Here is a 15,049-nt window from a genome sequence, read left to right as displayed (position 1 = left end):
CTCATCCGACAGGATCAACTCGGCCTTCGGCCGCCCAGTACGCGCCACCCCACAACCTTACACATCTGAACAGAATTCCTGACTCAGAAGACTAGCGGCCCCTCGTCAGGGTCCGGCGGATCAAGGCCTGGCTGGGCGCTTCCTCAGGTTCGGCCGCCGCCCAGAACCGTACCGATCAGGGCCTCCGCCGCCCCAGGATCGCCGGCGAGCCGCCCGGCGTCGCGGATCTGCACCTCGTCCAGGGCCCCTGCCTTCGCCAGCTGGATCGCCTCGTGGATGCCGTCTCCGTCGCCGTGCGCGAGCATGACGAAGAACCAGCGCACGGCCTGCACCGGGTCCGGCGTGGTGCCGAAGCCGTCGCGGTACCAGCAGGCGGCAGCGTTCATCGCCCCCGTGTGCCCGCGCTCGGCCGCCCAGACGTACCAGCCCAGCGCCTCCTCGTCCCGGTCCAGTGCCGACAGCCGGTCGGCGAGGACGGCGCCGGCGTCGACGATCCCCGCGCGTGCGGCAGTCTCCAGCAGCCGCAGGGACTCGTCGGGGTCGTCGACCAACTGGGCGAGGTTGAACATGCCGTAGGTGTCCCCGCCCTCGGCAGCCGCCCGGAACAGCTCGGTGGCACGCGCGCGGTCCTCTTCGACGCCGAGCCCCGTCACCACCATGTGCCCGTAGGTGCGCTGTCCGGCCGGGAGCCCGGCCTCGGCCGCCGCGCGGGCATAACGCACGGCCATGGGCAGGGCCGACTCGTCAAAGTACTCCAGGTAGATCCCGGCGAGCAGCGCGGCGGCCTCCGCCGACCCGCCGTCCGCCAGCGGCGCCAGCTCGACGGTCACCCGGGCCGCCAGCTCGGCACCCTCCGCACTGCCCTCCATCGCGGCCCGGACGAAGGCGTGCCCCGCGGCTACCCAGTCCCCGGCCTCGGCGGCCTTTCGCCCCTCCTCCAGCTGCATGCGGGAACCTTATGCCATCGGCCGGTCCGGCCGGCTGCGCGGGCGACCGCCCTGCGGGCGGGCACCACGGAGGCGCTTGGAACGTCCTCTCTTCGGCGCCGTCAGCCGTGGCAGGTCGGCTCGGTGGCGCCGTCGCGCGTTGACGCCGCAATGGTGGTGCGGGGCCGGGTCTCGACCGCAGGGGCCAGGAAGGCCGCGCAGGCGACGCAGGCGAGGACGACGAGCATGGCGGACCGCAGGCCGATGTGTTCGCCGAGGAAGCCGAGGCCGGGAGGTCCGACGAGGAAGGCGACGTAGCCGATGGTGGCGACCAGACTGACCCGGGCCGTCTCGTTGGGGCCGGATTCCCCGGCGGCGGAGAGCGCCAGCGGGAAGCCGAGCGAGGCGCCCAGCCCCCACAACAGCACGGCGACGCCGGCCAGGACGGCACTGTCCGAGACGATCACGAGGAGCAGGCCGAGTGCACCGGCGACGGCGCTGGCGCGTACGACGACGGTACGGCCGAAGCGGTTCAGGAAGAAGGTTCCGGTGAAGCGGCCCAGCGTCATCGCGGCGGCGAATCCGGCGTAGACGAGGGACCCCGATGTGGCGTCCATGCCGTGTCCGTCAACCATCAGCAGCGGCAGCCAGTCATTGGCGGAGCCTTCGGCCAGCGCCATGGCCAGCACGATCGCGCCGATGAGGACAAGCTGTCCGTCCTTCCACAGCGCCGGACGCCGCCCGCCGCCGTCGGCTTCCTGCGACTCTTCGGGGGCGGCGCGGCCGGTGCCCGCCGGGACGGCGCGAATTGCGTAGAGGAAGAGCCCGAGGGCCAGCAGGGTGACCCCAGCGAGGTGCCAGTGCACCGGTACCCCGGCCGTCGTCGCCGCCATGCCCGCACCGGCTCCGAAAACCGTGCCGAGGCTGAAGCAGCCGTGCAATGCGGGCAGGGTGGTCACACCGCTGATCCGCTCCACAGCAGTGCCGTCGACGTTCACGGCCACGTCGCCGCTGCCCATGCCGGCGCCGAAAGCACACAGGCCCGCTGTCACCACGGGTATTGACGCGGCAAGGCTGCCCGCGCAGACCGTGACCAGGCCGACGATGAGCAGCCATGTCCCCCAAGCGATGACGGGCCGCGTCCCATACCTGGTCACCAGCCGCCCCGAGCAGCTGATCCCCAGCATCGAGCCGAGCGAGAGCCCGAACAGCACCAGCCCCATCTGTCCGGTGGAGACGTCCAGCCGGTCCCTGATCTCGGGCGTGCGCGTCACCCACGACGACATCGCGATGCCGGCACTCAGGAAGAACAGGAACAGCGCCTGACGGCGCCGACGCACGGCCTTGTCCATGAGAATGCTTCTCCGTGGGAGCTGGGACGGCTGCTGACAGCCCGGGCATCGGCGCCCAACCGGCTTGGACAAATGTACATGCCTGTTCGCCGCAGCAAGGAAGCGCTTACGGTAATGACGCAGAGCACGCCCACAACCCCCGCCCCCGCCAGGCGGGACCTCATCCTCGACGCGGCACTCGACGTGGTCGCCGAGCACGGCGCCGTCCGAGTCACCTACCGCAAGATCGCCGCCGCGGCGGGGGTGCCGCTCGGCTCGGTCACCTACTACTTCGACGACCTGCATCAGCTGCTCACCGAGGCGTACACCCGCCTCGCCGAGGCCGTATGCCAGCGCTACCGCGATCTGTTGGACGCGGCCCGCACCCCCGAGGAGGCCCAGGAAGCGGTCGTCGACATCATCTGCGGCGGAGCATGGAGCAGCGAGCGTGATCCTCTCCTCACCTATGAGCTGTACGCCTTTGCGGCCCGGAACCCCGAACTGCGCACTGTCATGAGCGATTGGCTGCAGGCCAGCCGGAACGCCCTGGCCCGGCAATTCGACCCGCTGACAGCCCGCGCCCTGGATGCCCTCGTCGAAGGCTTCGCGCTGCACAACCACTTCGACTCCTCCCCCACCAGCCGCGCCGACATCGCCGCGATCGTGCGGACCGTCGCCGACCGGCACAAGCACCCGGAGCCGCGTCCGTAGGGCATGGCCCTCGGCGGCATGTGTGCGCGGGACAAGGCCGCGCCGGTTTGAGCGGGACATGCGTTCCATGCGTTCGGAGGGGTGGACCTTGATTCGCCGAGGTCGATTGCGGCGAATACGTGGCATTCGTCCGCGACGCGGTGCCGCATGTCCGTCTCGGCGGGCGCCCGGCGAGCCGCAGGAAGCTTGTCGCCGGGCGCCTGCGCGAGTGCCGTTGACTGGGGAGCTGCGGGAGAGAATGGGGCTTTCTTCGGACGATCAGCGGCGCCGCAGTGACGCATCGAGCAGCGCGGGCGGAGTGTCGTACTTCTCGTGTGCGGCGAGGTCTGTGCCGGGGACGACGATGGCATCGATCGCATCGAGTACGTCGGCGGTGAGCACGGTGTCGGCCGCGGCGAGCTGTGCGTGCAGGTGGGCCATCGTACGGGGGCCGATGAGCGCGCTGGTCACGGCGGGGTGCGCGGTCACGAAGCCGAGCGCGAGCTGAATCATCGTCAGGCCGGCTTCGTCGGCGACTACAGCCAGCTGCTCGACGGCGTCGAGCCGGGCCCGGTTGGACGGGATGGTGGTGTCGAAGCGTTCCGGCATGGCCCTCGAGCGGCTGGTGGTGATCTCCTGGCCCGCGCGGACCGCGCCCGACAGCCAGCCCGAGGCCAGCGGGCTCCACGCCAGCACACCGAGCCCGTACTGCTCGGTCACGGGCAGGACGTGGGTCTCGATCCCGCGCTGCAGGATCGAGTAGCTGGGCTGTTCGGTGACGTAACGGCCCAGGTGATGCTCGCGGGCGGCCCACTGGGCTTGCACGATGCGGTAGGCGGGGAAGGTCGAGGAGCCGAAGTAACGGATCTTTCCCGCGCGTTGCAGGTCGCTCAGAGCCGACAGTGTCTCCTCGTCGCTGGTGTTCGGGTCCCACCGGTGGATCTGGTAGAGATCGACGTGGTCGACGCCGAGGCGGCGCAGGCTGTCGTCCAGCGCGGTGACCAGCCAACGGCGCGAACTGCCCTGACGGTTGCGCTCGTCGCCCATCGGCATGTTCGCCTTCGTGGCCAGAACGATGTCCTCGCGGCGACCGGCAATTGCCTTGCCGACCATCTCTTCCGACTCTCCGTCGCTGTACATGTCGGCGGTGTCGATGAGGTTGATCCCCGCCTCCAGGGCGGCATCGACGAGGGCGGTGGCCTCGTCCTGGGTAGTACGCCCGATCTTGCCGAAGTTCATCGCGCCGAGCGCGAGGGTGCTGACCTGCACACCGGTGCGGCCCAAGGTGCGGTACTGCATGACCGTCTCTCCTCATCGCGGGTGAAGCGTGGTGGCAGGGCATGGCTTGGTTGCCAGACCCTGCTCTGACATCATGAGCAAACGGAACCTCGTTCCGGAACGATACGGAACGATGTTCCGGTTCGGCAAGAGCCACGGCAAAGGGAGCGGTGCGGTGAACGACAGCGACAAGGGCGCCGGGCGCGCAGCCCCGCCCCAGCGCAAGGACGCACGGCGAAACAAGGAAACGTTGCTCGACGCGGCCGCCGCGGTCTTCGTCACCTCAGGCGTGGAAGCACCGGTACGCGACATCGCCGCCAAGGCAGGCGTCGGACTGGGCACGATCTACCGCCACTTCCCCACGCGAGCCGATCTCATCATCGCCGTCTACCGCCACCAGGTCGACGCCTGCGCCCAGGCCGGGCCGGCCCTGCTCGCGGCCGGTCCCACACCCCACGCCGCACTCGGACAATGGGTCAACCTCTTCGTCGACTTCCTCGTCACCAAGCACGGACTCGCCGCCGTGCTGCAATCCGACACCGCCGGCTTCGACACGCTGCACGCCTACTTCCTCGACCGGCTCGTGCCCGTGTGCACCGAACTGCTCGACGCGGCAGCCGCCGCAGGCGAGATCCGCACCGACATCGACGCATACGAACTCATGCGCGGCGTCGGCAACCTCTGCATCGGCGCGGACACCGACCCCCGCTATGACGCACGCCGGCTGGTCGAACTCCTCATCACAGGACTACGTCGAGCGCAGTGACGGTCACGGGTGGGCACCGAGGCGCCGTCCACCGTGAGCACGGTGTCCTTCCGGAACCGGCGGCGCGGTCGTAGCCCGAGCAGCGGCCCGAGGCGCCGACCACGGCGGACCACGGCGGACCACGTCCGGTCGTGCAGCGCGCGACGGTACGGTCCCCACGGTCCGCCCGCGCGCCGTGGGGACCCGCCGCTCACCGCCTGACGCAGGACGGCGCCCGTCGGCCAGTCGGCCGCGGGCGCCGTGGGTCACAAGGCGGTCGTGACGTGCCTGATGGTTACAGGGCGGTCATCACGTGCTTGATGCGGGTGTAGTCCTCGAAGCCGTACGCGGAGAGGTCCTTGCCGTAGCCGGACTTCTTGTAGCCGCCGTGCGGCATCTCGGCGACGAGGGTCATGTGGGTGTTGATCCACACGCAGCCGAAGTCGAGGACCTTGGACATCCGCATCGCCCGGGCGTGGTCGCGGGTCCACACCGAGGAGGCCAGCGCGTACTCGACACCGTTGGCGAGGGCGACGGCCTCGTCCTCGTCGGTGAAGGGCTGGACGGTGAGCACCGGGCCGAACACCTCGTTCTGGACGATCTCGTCGTCCTGCCGCAGTCCGGAGACCACGGTCGGGGCGTAGAAGTAGCCGCGCTCCCCCACCCGGTGGCCGCCGGTCTGCACGGTGGCGTGGTCGGGCAGCCGGTCGATGAAGCCGGCCACGCGTGCGAGCTGGTCGGCGTTGTTGAGGGGACCGAAGAACATGTCCTCGTCGTCGACGCCGCCGCCGGTACGGGTGCCGGCTGCGGCCTTGGTCAGGGCGGCGACGAACTCGTCGTGGACGGAGGCGTGGACGAGTACGCGGGTGGCGGCGGTGCAGTCCTGGCCGGCGTTGAAGTAGCCGCCGGCGGCGATGCCCTCGGCGGCCGCGGCGAGGTCGGCGTCGGCGAAGACCAGGGCGGGGGCCTTGCCGCCCAGCTCCAGGTGGACGCGCTTGACGTCGCGGGCCGCGGAGGCGGCGACCTCCATGCCCGCGCGGACCGAGCCGGTGATGGCGGCCATCGCCGGGGTCGGGTGCTCCACCATCAGGCGGCCGGTCTCACGGTCGCCGCAGATCACGTTGAAGATCCCGGCAGGGAGGTCCATTTCCTTCAGGACGTCGCCGATGATGCCGGCGAGCAGGACGGTGGAGGCCGGGGTGGTGTCCGAGGGCTTCAGCACGACCGTGTTGCCCGCGGCGATCGCCGGGGCGAACTTCCACACGGCCATCATCAGCGGGTAGTTCCACGGGGCGACCTGAGCGATCACACCGACCGGTTCGCGGCGGATGATCGAGGTCATGCCCTCGGTGTACTCGCCGGCCGAGCGGCCCTCCAGCATCCGGGCGGCCCCGGCGAAGAAGCGAATGGTGTCGACGACGGGGGCGATCTCCTCGGTGAGGGTCAGCGCCCGGGGCTTGCCGGTGTCGCGGCACTCGGCGTCGGCGAGGTCGTCGGCCCGGGCCTCCATCGCGTCCGCGACACGCAGCAGCAGCCGCTGCCGGGTGGCGGGGGTGGCGTCGCGCCACAGCGGGAACGCGGCGGCCGCGGCGGCCATCGCCGCGTCCACGTCGGTGGCGCCGGACAGCGGCGCGTGCGCGTACAGCTCGCCGGTGACCGGGTCGACCACCTCCAGGCGGCGGCCGTCGGCCGCGTCCGCGTAGGCGCCGTCGATGTGGTTGCGCAGCGCAAGAAGCTCGCTCATGACCTGTTTCCTCGTCGTCGTGCCCGCCGGCGCCTGGGTGGCGCACCGGCGGTGCACGGGGGTGTGTCGTTGCTTGCGGAGGTGGTTCCGGGAGGCTGCCGGGGCCCGTACGGGTTCGGGTCAGCTGCCGGACGCGGGCGAGAGGTGCTCGTGCACGGCCAGCCAGCGGCCGGCCCCGTCGCGGTGGAAGACGATCGTCTCGCGCTCGGCGAGGGTCTCCTGGCCCGACGTGGTGCTCACGGTGGTCTTGACGTCGTGGCTGAAGACGGCGGTGTCGCCGAAGTGCTGGACCAGGCGGTTGGTGGAGACGCAGTCCACAATGCGGAAGTCGTCCTCGTCGACCCAGCTCTGCCACAGCGTGCGGTACTCCGCGGTGGAGGAGATCCGCTCGGGCGTGGTGTGGAAGACGAAGGTGGCGTCGGGGGCGAACGCGGCGAAGTAGTCGTCGAGCCGGCCTTCGCCGAAGGCGGCGACCAGGTCGTCGGCGGCCTGAAGGACCTCGTCGGTCATACGGGGGCCCTGCCTTTCTAGTCGTGGGGGTGTGGACCGGGTCTAGTCGTGGGTGTGTGCGCCAGGCGGTCGTGTCCGGCCTGTCCCGGCTCCGGCTCCCCCGGCGGCGCCGTGGAACGGCGCCGCCGGGGCCGGGGTCAGACCAGTTCCTCCGCCGGCTGAGCGGGCGTCCCGTCCTCGCCCGTGATCGCGGGTACGGGGGTGTCCGAGGACCGCACCAGGCGCGGCCCCTCGGGCCCGTAGACGGCGCGCGGCTCCGGGAACAGCCACAGCAGCGCCATGTAGGCGATCGCGGCCAGGCCCAGGCCCACCGGCAGCGAGATGTCGACGCCACCGGCCGCATTGCCGAGCGGGCCGACGAACTGGCCCGGCAGGTTGACGAACATCAGGGCCAGGACGGCCGAGCCCAGCCAGGCGCTCATGCCGCGCCAGTTCCAGCCGTGGTTGAACCAGTAGCGGCCACCGCGCTGGCGGCGGTTGAACACCTGGAGCGAGTCGGGGTCGTACCAGCCGCGGCGGGTCAGCCAGCCGAGCATCATGATCACCATCCAGGGTGCGGTGCAGGTGATGATCAGCGTGGCGAACGTCGAGATGGACGTGGCCAGGTTCAGTGCGAAGCGGCCGATGAAGATGAAGGCGATCGACAGCACACCGATGAACATCGTGGCCTGCACCCGGCTGAACCGCGTGAACACGCTGGAGAAGTCGAGGCCGGTGCCGTAGAGCGCGGTCGTGCCGGTGGCCATGCCGCCGATGAGTGCCAGCAGGCAGACGGGCAGGAAGTACCAGGTGGGCGAGGTCGCGAGCAGGCCGCCGACGTAGTTGGGTGCGGCGGGGTCCATGTACGGCGCCGCCTTGGCGGCGATGATCGACGCGGTGGCCAGACCGAAGAAGAACGGCAGGATGGTCGCGATCTGCGAGGCGAACGCCGCGGTGACGACCCGCTTGCGCGGGGTGTCGGCCGGGATGTAACGGGCCCAGTCGCCGAGGAAGGCGCCGAAGGACACCGGGTTGGACAGGACGATCAGCGCCGATCCGATGAACGCGGGCCAGAAGCCCGGCGACGACATCGACTCGAAGGCGCCCTGGTAGCCGAAGTCGAAGTCCCCGGCGAAGGCGAAGAAGCCCAGCACGAACAGCAGCGACGCGGCGATGACGGCGATCTTGTTCACGAAGAGCATGAACCGGAAGCCGTAGATGCAGACCACCAGCACCAGCAGCGCGAAGATGCCGTACGCCACGGCGAAGGAGCCGTCGTTCTCCGGGAGGCCGACGAGCCGGTTGGCGCCGCCGACCAGCGCGTCGCCGGAGGACCACACCGAGATCGAGAAGAACGCGATCGCGGTGAGCAGCGACAGGAACGAGCCGACGATCCGGCCGTGCACGCCCAGGTGCGCGGAGGACGACACGGCGTTGTTGGTGCCGTTGCGCGGGCCGAACACGGCCAGCGGCGCGAGGATCAGCGAGCCGACGACCAGGCCGAGCACGGTCGCCAGCAGGCCCTGCTTGAACGACAGGCCGAACAGGATCGGGAAGGCACCGAGCACGCAGGTGGCGAAGGTGTTGGCGCCGCCGAAGGCGAGCCGGAACAGGTCCAGGGGCCCGGCGGTGCGTTCGGCGTCCGGGATCCGTTCGACTCCGAACTGCTCGACCTCGTTCAGGGCGGGAGCGGGAGCGTTGTTGCTCATGTGACGTCCTTCAGGGCGAGCAGGCTGATCAGGTCGTAGGCGACGTGGGAGGCGGCGACAGCGGTGATCTCCGCGTGGTCGTAGGCCGGGGCGACCTCCACCACGTCCGCGCCGACCAGGTTGCAGCCGGCCAGGCCGCGCAGGATCTCCAGGAGTTCGCGGGAGGTCATGCCGCCGGCCTCGGGGGTGCCGGTGCCGGGGGCGTGGGCCGGGTCGAGGCAGTCGATGTCGATGGAGATGTACAGGGGGCGGTTGCCGATGCGCTGGCGCAGCTGGTCGGCGATCTCGTCGGCGCCGCGGCGGTAGACGTCGGCAGAGGTGACGATGCCGAAGCCGATCTTCTGGTCGTCGGTGAGGTCCTGCTTGCCGTAGAGCGGGCCGCGGGTGCCGACGTGGGAGAGCGCCTCGGTGTCGAGGATGCCCTCCTCCGCCGCGCGGCGGAACGGCGTGCCGTGCGTGTACTCGGCGCCGAAGTAGGTGTCCCAGGTGTCCAGGTGCGCGTCGAAGTGGAGCAGCGCCACGGGGCCGTGCTGGGCGGCGACGGCACGCAGCAGCGGCAGGGCGATGGTGTGGTCGCCACCGATGGTGACCAGCCGGGTACCGTCCGCCTGGAGGCCGGCCGCAGCGTCCTGGATGGTCTCGATGGCCTCGCCGATGTTGAAGGGGTTGCAGGCGATGTCACCGGCGTCGGCCACCTGCTGGGTGGCGAACGGGGAAACGTCGAGGCCGGGGTTGTACGGGCGCAGCAGCCTGCTGGCCTCACGGACCGCGGTGGCGCCGAAACGGGCGCCGGGGCGGTAGGAGACGCCGGCGTCGAACGGGACACCGACCACCGCCACGTCGGCGCGCGCCACCTCGTCCAGTCGGGGCAGCCGGGCGAACGTCGCGGGTCCCGCGAAACGCGGCACCCGGGAGGAGTCGACAGGCCCACGGGCTTCGGTCATTTTCCTGACGCCTTTCCTTCATGCAAACGCCGGGACCACCCGGCATGGCCGAGTCTGCGCGGGCGCCGCCCCACCGTTCAATCGTGACAGCCACAAAGAGCTAGGCTGACTTTGTGGAGAACAACAAACGACGTGGGGTGAATGTCCGGGAGGTGCTGTCCTATCCCGCGCTTCAGCTGCGGCTTCTCGCGGGCGAGGCCGGCCTGGACCGCTCGGTTTCCTGGGCGCACGCCAGCGAGCTGGAGGATCCCACCCCGTGGCTGCTGGGGGCCGAGATCATCATGACCACGGGGCGGGCGCTGCCGCGCTCGGCCGCCGGGCAGCGCGCCTACCTGGAGCGGCTGGACGACGCCGGGGTGGCCGCGCTGGCCGTGTCTGTGCAACTGCACATGCCGCCGCTGCGGCAGGCGTTCTTCGACACGGCCCAGGAGCGCGGCATCCCCGTGCTCGAGGTGCCGCTGGCCGTGCCGTTCATCGTGGTGGCCCAGGAGGTCGCGGCCGCCGTACAGGAGGATTCCCGGCACCGGCTCGGGGCGCAGCTCCAGGTGTTCGGCGCGCTGCGCTGGATGGCCTCGGAAGACCTGGACACCACGACGCTCTTCCGCCGCCTGGAGAGACTCTCCGGTTACGACATCCGCCTGTGCACCACGCAGGGCCGGCCGCTGCTGCCCGGGGTACCCGTCCCCGAGCCGTCGCTGGTCCCCGACTCACTCGACGCCCCGCCGACCATCCCCGGCGGTTTCGCTCTGCCCGTGCCCGCCCCGGGCGGCGCGGCCGGCTTCCTGATCGCACTGGAGCGGGAGGGCGCGCAGCCGGCCGGGCTGGCGGTGGTCCAGCACATAGCGACAGTGGCCGCGCTCCAGCTCGCGGTGATCCGTACCGAGCGGGAGACCCTGCGCCGCGAGGGCACGGAGATCCTCGCCGAGATGCTCCAGGGCACCCTGGACCAGCAGGCCGCCGAACGCCGCCTGCTGCGCCACTCCATCGAGGGCACGACCGAGCTCACCGTGGTCCGAGGTGTGACCGAGGAAGCGCTGCTGCGCGTCCTGGACGACGCGCCGTACCTCCTCCTCAACCGCGGCGAAGACCGCTTCCTGCTGGGACCGCCCGGCCTCGGCGACGCGATCGCGGCCCTGCCCGGTGTCGCCGCCGGGACCAGCCGCCCCCTCCCCTGCGGCGCGTCCCTGCGCATCGCCCAGCGCGAGGCCCGGTGGGCGGCCTCCCGCGCCGCCGCGTCCGGCCGCCCCCTGGTCCGCTACGGCGACGACCCCGCCGGCCGCTGGCTGCCCGACGACCCCGCGGCCCTGAACGCGCTGGTCGAGGAGGTCCTGGGCGAGGCACTGCGCTACGACATCACCCACGACGCGCAGCTCCTGCTGTCGGTACGCACCTGGATGGAACGCGACCGGCGCACCGACGACGCCGCTGCGGCCCTGCACATCCACCCCAACACGCTCACCTACCGGCTGCGCCGCTTCAGCACGCTCACCGGCCGCGACCTCACCAGCACCGGCGCCTTCACCGAGGTGTGGATGGCCATCCGCTCCGCCTCGGAACTCGGACTGCTGGACTGACGCGAGCAGCCGGCCACCGGTTCAGCACGAAGCCCCTGGGCACGACCCGCGTCAGGGCAGCGAGCGGGTGAGCCATACCAGCTCACCGCGGCCGTCTGCAGAAACGTGATCTCGCTCGAAACCGAGCTTCTCAAGGACACGGAACGATGCCGTGTTCCACGCGCGGACAGTCGCCCAGAGCCGCCTCCGCCCGGTTGCCATCGCCGCATCGAGCACCGCGCCAGCCGCCTCGGTGGCATAGCCACGCCCATGCGCGCGCTGGAACAGCTCATATGCGATCTCGGGCTCTTCAAGGGTGGAGCGGCCGACGATCAACCCGCAGTAGCCGATGAAGTCGCCTTCGTCACGGCGCCGGATGGGCAGCAGGGCGATGCCCGTTGTGGCCGTTGCGGCAAGCTCCTTCGCGATGAGTGCCCGGGTGTGCTCGACCGTCGAAGTCCCGTTCCCGCGCTCGGCGTGAAGGGCACAAAGCTCCTCTGCATCCGACTCCGCCCACGGCTGCAGCCGCAGCCGCTCGGTCTCGAGGTGACATGACATCGGCTCGTAGGTAGACACAGGCCCTACTCTGCCGCAGCGGGTCGAGTGCGCTATTGCCCCACCCGGCCGTCGACGCATTCGCGCAGCAGATCGGCGTGGCCGCAGTGGCGGGCGTACTCCTCGATCCGGTGAACCCACAGCTCCCTCACAGCGATGCCGTCGCGGCCCACCCGCGCACCCAGATCCGGATACTCGGCCAGCACCGCATCGGTTGCCGCCTGTTCGCGGGCAAGATCGGTGAATGCGCCTTGCACCAGCTCCTGTTCCGCAACGGCTGCCTCGAAGTCGCCGTCATCCGCGCCGTACAGCTTCGGCGCCGGGTCTGCAGGCAGGATCCAGTTGCGCCAGTCCCGCTCCACCTCGGCAAGATGGCGTACCAGACCCAGCAAGGACATGGTCGACGGCGGCACAGAGCGCCGCGCCAGCTGCTCCGGGTCCAACCCCTCGCATTTCATACGCAGGGTCAGTCGATAGCCCGTCAGGAAGTCCTGCAGCGTGGCCAATTCACCGTCCGGGCTGACTCCGTCACTGTTGCGGGGATCCTCGTCGGGGTCCACCCACATGTCGGGGTAGACGCTGGCCTGACTCCACCGCTCGGGCACGTCGCTCATCGTGCGCATGATTCCGAGCAGCGGTCCGACGGACAAGTGATTATTCAGGCGTGCCGGCTCGGGCTCGTCGCCGATGCGGCCGGCCTTCGCGTGGCCTGGTGGAGGTGCCCTCGCCGAGGCTCTGTCCGCGCAACCCCACACTCGTGCCCTGACCCTGGAGGCCATCTCCCGCATCACCGCAACCGGCCAGCGGGACCACTAGCCGCCCGTGCGGCACAGACCTGACCGCTGTCCGCACGGGCATACCGTGCCGCACGGGCATCAAAGCGATGTCAGTACTGGCAGGAAGCCCTCAGGTGTCGAGGACGCGGTGGAGGAACTGCTGGGTGCGCTGCTCGGCGGGATGGCCGAAGACCTGTGCGGGCGGGCCCTGTTCGAGGACGACGCCGCCGTCCATGAAGACGACACGGTCTGCGGTGTCCTTGGCGAAGCGCATCTCGTGGGTGACGACGACCATGGTCATGCCGTCCTCGGCGAGGGAGCGCATGACCCCGGTGACCTCGCCGACGAGTTCGGGGTCGAGGGCGGAGGTCGGTTCGTCGAAGAACATGATCGCGGGGTCCATGGCGAGTGCGCGGGCGATGGCGACGCGCTGCTGCTGGCCCCCGGAGAGCTGTGCGGGGTAGGCGTCGGCCTTGTCGGCGAGCCCGACCCGGGTCAGGGCGGCCCGGCCACGCTCCTCGGCGTCGGCGCGGGAGAGCTTTCTGACTTTCAGCAAGGCGAGGGTGACGTTGCCCAGCGCGGTCTTGTGAGGGAAGAGGTTGAACTGCTGGAAGACCATTCCGACGTGTCCGAAGATCTCGGGCGCGCGCTTGCGGTCATGCAGGGGTACACCGCCCACCCACACCTCGCCGCCGTCGGCCCGCTCCAGGTCACACATGATCCGCAGCAGGGTGCTCTTGCCGGAGCCGCTCGCGCCGATGAGGACGACGACCTCACCCTCATCCACGTCGATATCGACGCCCTTGAGGACCTCCAGGTCGCCGAAGCGTTTGTGCACGCCGGACAGAGAGATCCGTGAGGTGGTCACCGCCTTCTGCTGGGCGGCGGAGTCGGTGATCATCATGCGGTGACAGCCTTTCGCTCCATGCGCCGCACGAGCAGCGACAGCGGGTAGCAGATGACGAAGTACAAGACGGCGACGGCGATGTAGGACGTGGCGGGGCTTCCCACACGGTCGATGACGGCCTGGCCCTGGCGGACCAGTTCGACGTAGCCGATGACCACGGCGATGGAGGTGTCCTTGATCAGGGAGAGGTACTGGCCGACCAGCGGGGGCAGGACGATCGTGCGGGTCTGGGGAAGGATGACGCTCAGGAACGTGCGGCTGCGGGTCAGGCCCAGCACCCGCGCTGCCTCCCACTGTCCGCGGGGCACCGCCTCGATGCCGGCCCGGAAGATCTCCGCGATGTAGGCGCCCTGGTAGAGGGTGAGGGCGAGCAGCGCCGCGCCGAAGACGGTGATGCCCACCAGGCCCAGATAGGCGGCGCCGAAGTAGAGGAAGAGCATCTGGATCAGCAGCGGTGTGCCGCGGAAGACCTCCAGATAGGCGCGGGCGAGCTGGGCCACGATGGGGATACGGCTGGTGCGCAGGGCCGCGACGGCCAGTCCGAGGAGCGTTCCGGTGGCGATCACGGCGAGCGACAGCACGACGGTGGCCCACAGCCCGGAGACGTACAGGTCGCGGTTGGACCAGATGACCGACCAGTCCATCAGGCCTCCTTGTGGACGGGACGCACGGGTCGCGCCGGCAGAAGACGGCGTACGGCGCTCAGGGGGCGGGGCCGTACGGCGGGGCGCAGCGGAGGCTTGAACGCGACGCGTCCGATCAGCCCGGCCACGAGCACGACCGTGTTGGTGAGGACCAGGTAGAGCACGGCGGCGATGCCGAAGACCTGCACGGTCAGCAGGGTGCGGGAGTTGATGACCATGGCCGTGCCGGTGAGTTCGGGCACGGAGATGGCGGACAGCAGCGACGAGCCCAGGATGATCTGGACCAGCTGGTTCACCACGGCGGGGTAGACGTTGCGCAAGGCCTGCGGCAGCACCACATGGAGGAAGGTGCGCAGCGGGCTCAGGGCCAGGACCCGGGCGGCTTCGCGCTGGCCGCGCGGAACGGCCTGGATACCGGCGCGGAAGATCTCGGTGAGGTACGCGCCGACGTTCACGCCGAGGGCGAGCACACCCGCCTGCACCGGGCTGAGGCGCAGGCCCGCCGACGGCAGTGCGAAGTAGGCGACGAACATCTGCAGCAGCACAGGCGTGTTGCGGATGACCTCGACGTAGACGGCGGCCGGCGCCCGCAGCACCCGGAAGCGGGACCGGCGGGCCAGCGCACCGAGCAGGCCGAGGACGAAGGCGAGCGCGAACGCCTCGAGCGAGAGTTTCAGGGACAGCCAGGCCGCGTCGAGATAGGTGGGCCAGTCCCGGAGGGCGTAGGTCCAGTCAACGAACATGGGACTCCTCCACGG

Annotated in this window: 15 protein-coding genes; 3 read left to right on the top strand and 12 right to left on the bottom strand. The window is 70.4% G+C overall.

Annotated features, from left to right (window positions below):
- Positions 1–143: 143 nt before the first annotated feature.
- Positions 144–947, bottom strand: coding sequence for a tetratricopeptide repeat protein (locus tag ACWD4J_RS14895; RefSeq protein WP_451395755.1), 804 nt, complete (start codon positions 945–947; stop codon positions 144–146).
- A gap of 101 nt (positions 948–1,048) precedes the next feature.
- On the bottom strand, positions 1,049–2,278 hold the full coding sequence (locus ACWD4J_RS14890; RefSeq protein WP_451395754.1) for an MFS transporter: 1,230 nt from the start codon (positions 2,276–2,278) through the stop codon (positions 1,049–1,051).
- 114 nt (positions 2,279–2,392) lie between these two features.
- Between ACWD4J_RS14890 and ACWD4J_RS14885 the strand changes: the two genes are divergently transcribed.
- On the top strand, positions 2,393–2,968 hold the full coding sequence (locus ACWD4J_RS14885; RefSeq protein ID WP_451395753.1) for a TetR/AcrR family transcriptional regulator: 576 nt from the start codon (positions 2,393–2,395) through the stop codon (positions 2,966–2,968).
- A 258-nt stretch (positions 2,969–3,226) separates the two neighbouring features.
- On the opposite strand, the gene ACWD4J_RS14880 is transcribed toward ACWD4J_RS14885, so the two are convergent.
- The gene (locus ACWD4J_RS14880; protein WP_451395752.1) at positions 3,227–4,246 is read right to left on the bottom strand and encodes an aldo/keto reductase; all 1,020 of its coding nucleotides are present in this window, start codon (positions 4,244–4,246) and stop codon (positions 3,227–3,229) included.
- A 154-nt stretch (positions 4,247–4,400) separates the two neighbouring features.
- Here ACWD4J_RS14880 and ACWD4J_RS14875 point away from each other — a divergent pair, with 154 nt between their 5' ends.
- On the top strand, positions 4,401–4,991 hold the full coding sequence (locus ACWD4J_RS14875) for a TetR/AcrR family transcriptional regulator (RefSeq protein WP_451395767.1): 591 nt from the start codon (positions 4,401–4,403) through the stop codon (positions 4,989–4,991).
- Between the two features lie 274 nt (positions 4,992–5,265).
- Here ACWD4J_RS14875 and ACWD4J_RS14870 read toward each other — a convergent pair whose 3' ends face one another.
- The 4 genes from ACWD4J_RS14870 to speB form a co-directional block, all read right to left on the bottom strand.
- A complete protein-coding gene (locus ACWD4J_RS14870; protein ID WP_451395751.1) occupies positions 5,266–6,714 on the bottom strand; it encodes a gamma-aminobutyraldehyde dehydrogenase in 1,449 nt (482 codons plus the stop codon).
- A 120-nt stretch (positions 6,715–6,834) separates the two neighbouring features.
- Entirely contained in the window at positions 6,835–7,224 is a 390-nt protein-coding gene (locus ACWD4J_RS14865; RefSeq protein WP_451395750.1) for a YybH family protein, read from the bottom strand.
- A gap of 137 nt (positions 7,225–7,361) precedes the next feature.
- On the bottom strand, positions 7,362–8,912 hold the full coding sequence (locus ACWD4J_RS14860) for a purine-cytosine permease family protein (protein WP_451395749.1): 1,551 nt from the start codon (positions 8,910–8,912) through the stop codon (positions 7,362–7,364).
- Positions 8,909–9,856, bottom strand: coding sequence for an agmatinase (gene speB, locus ACWD4J_RS14855; protein ID WP_451395748.1), 948 nt, complete (start codon positions 9,854–9,856; stop codon positions 8,909–8,911). The genes ACWD4J_RS14860 and speB overlap by 4 nt, the downstream gene beginning before the upstream one ends.
- Positions 9,857–9,969: 113 nt before the next feature.
- Here speB and ACWD4J_RS14850 point away from each other — a divergent pair, with 113 nt between their 5' ends.
- The gene (locus ACWD4J_RS14850; protein ID WP_451395747.1) at positions 9,970–11,430 is read left to right on the top strand and encodes a PucR family transcriptional regulator; all 1,461 of its coding nucleotides are present in this window, start codon (positions 9,970–9,972) and stop codon (positions 11,428–11,430) included.
- Positions 11,431–11,481: 51 nt separating this feature from the next.
- On the opposite strand, the gene ACWD4J_RS14845 is transcribed toward ACWD4J_RS14850, so the two are convergent.
- The 5 genes from ACWD4J_RS14845 to ACWD4J_RS14825 form a co-directional block, all read right to left on the bottom strand.
- The gene (locus ACWD4J_RS14845) at positions 11,482–11,985 is read right to left on the bottom strand and encodes a GNAT family N-acetyltransferase (protein WP_451395746.1); all 504 of its coding nucleotides are present in this window, start codon (positions 11,983–11,985) and stop codon (positions 11,482–11,484) included.
- A gap of 32 nt (positions 11,986–12,017) precedes the next feature.
- On the bottom strand, positions 12,018–12,578 hold the full coding sequence (locus tag ACWD4J_RS14840) for a DinB family protein (protein WP_451395745.1): 561 nt from the start codon (positions 12,576–12,578) through the stop codon (positions 12,018–12,020).
- Between the two features lie 292 nt (positions 12,579–12,870).
- The gene (locus tag ACWD4J_RS14835) at positions 12,871–13,641 is read right to left on the bottom strand and encodes an amino acid ABC transporter ATP-binding protein (protein ID WP_451395766.1); all 771 of its coding nucleotides are present in this window, start codon (positions 13,639–13,641) and stop codon (positions 12,871–12,873) included.
- Positions 13,641–14,291 carry an amino acid ABC transporter permease gene (locus ACWD4J_RS14830; RefSeq protein WP_451395744.1) on the bottom strand — a complete coding sequence of 217 codons (651 nt, stop codon included), beginning with the start codon at positions 14,289–14,291 and terminating at the stop codon, positions 13,641–13,643. The genes ACWD4J_RS14835 and ACWD4J_RS14830 overlap by 1 nt, the downstream gene beginning before the upstream one ends.
- A complete protein-coding gene (locus tag ACWD4J_RS14825; RefSeq protein ID WP_451395743.1) occupies positions 14,291–15,034 on the bottom strand; it encodes an amino acid ABC transporter permease in 744 nt (247 codons plus the stop codon). The genes ACWD4J_RS14830 and ACWD4J_RS14825 overlap by 1 nt, the downstream gene beginning before the upstream one ends.
- Positions 15,035–15,049: the final 15 nt, after the last annotated feature.

It is taken from the genome of Streptomyces sp. NPDC002577, from assembly GCF_053594815.1.
Note: the sequence above shows the minus strand (reverse complement) of the source record. Positions and strands in the feature narration are given on the sequence as shown.

Bases quoted from the DNA above. Each gene is read 5' to 3' on its own strand.
- ACWD4J_RS14895 (WP_451395755.1), bottom strand. From the start codon at position 947: ATGCAGCTGGAGGAGGGGCGAAAGGCCGCCGAGGCCGGGGACTGGGTA.
- ACWD4J_RS14890 (WP_451395754.1), bottom strand. From the start codon at position 2,278: ATGGACAAGGCCGTGCGTCGGCGCCGTCAGGCGCTGTTCCTGTTCTTC.
- ACWD4J_RS14885 (WP_451395753.1), top strand. From the start codon at position 2,393: ATGACGCAGAGCACGCCCACAACCCCCGCCCCCGCCAGGCGGGACCTC.
- ACWD4J_RS14880 (WP_451395752.1), bottom strand. From the start codon at position 4,246: ATGCAGTACCGCACCTTGGGCCGCACCGGTGTGCAGGTCAGCACCCTC.
- ACWD4J_RS14870 (WP_451395751.1), bottom strand. From the start codon at position 6,714: ATGAGCGAGCTTCTTGCGCTGCGCAACCACATCGACGGCGCCTACGCG.
- ACWD4J_RS14865 (WP_451395750.1), bottom strand. From the start codon at position 7,224: ATGACCGACGAGGTCCTTCAGGCCGCCGACGACCTGGTCGCCGCCTTC.
- ACWD4J_RS14860 (WP_451395749.1), bottom strand. From the start codon at position 8,912: ATGAGCAACAACGCTCCCGCTCCCGCCCTGAACGAGGTCGAGCAGTTC.
- speB (WP_451395748.1), bottom strand. From the start codon at position 9,856: ATGACCGAAGCCCGTGGGCCTGTCGACTCCTCCCGGGTGCCGCGTTTC.
- ACWD4J_RS14840 (WP_451395745.1), bottom strand. From the start codon at position 12,578: ATGAGCGACGTGCCCGAGCGGTGGAGTCAGGCCAGCGTCTACCCCGAC.
- ACWD4J_RS14835 (WP_451395766.1), bottom strand. From the start codon at position 13,641: ATGATCACCGACTCCGCCGCCCAGCAGAAGGCGGTGACCACCTCACGG.
- ACWD4J_RS14830 (WP_451395744.1), bottom strand. From the start codon at position 14,291: ATGGACTGGTCGGTCATCTGGTCCAACCGCGACCTGTACGTCTCCGGG.
- ACWD4J_RS14825 (WP_451395743.1), bottom strand. From the start codon at position 15,034: ATGTTCGTTGACTGGACCTACGCCCTCCGGGACTGGCCCACCTATCTC.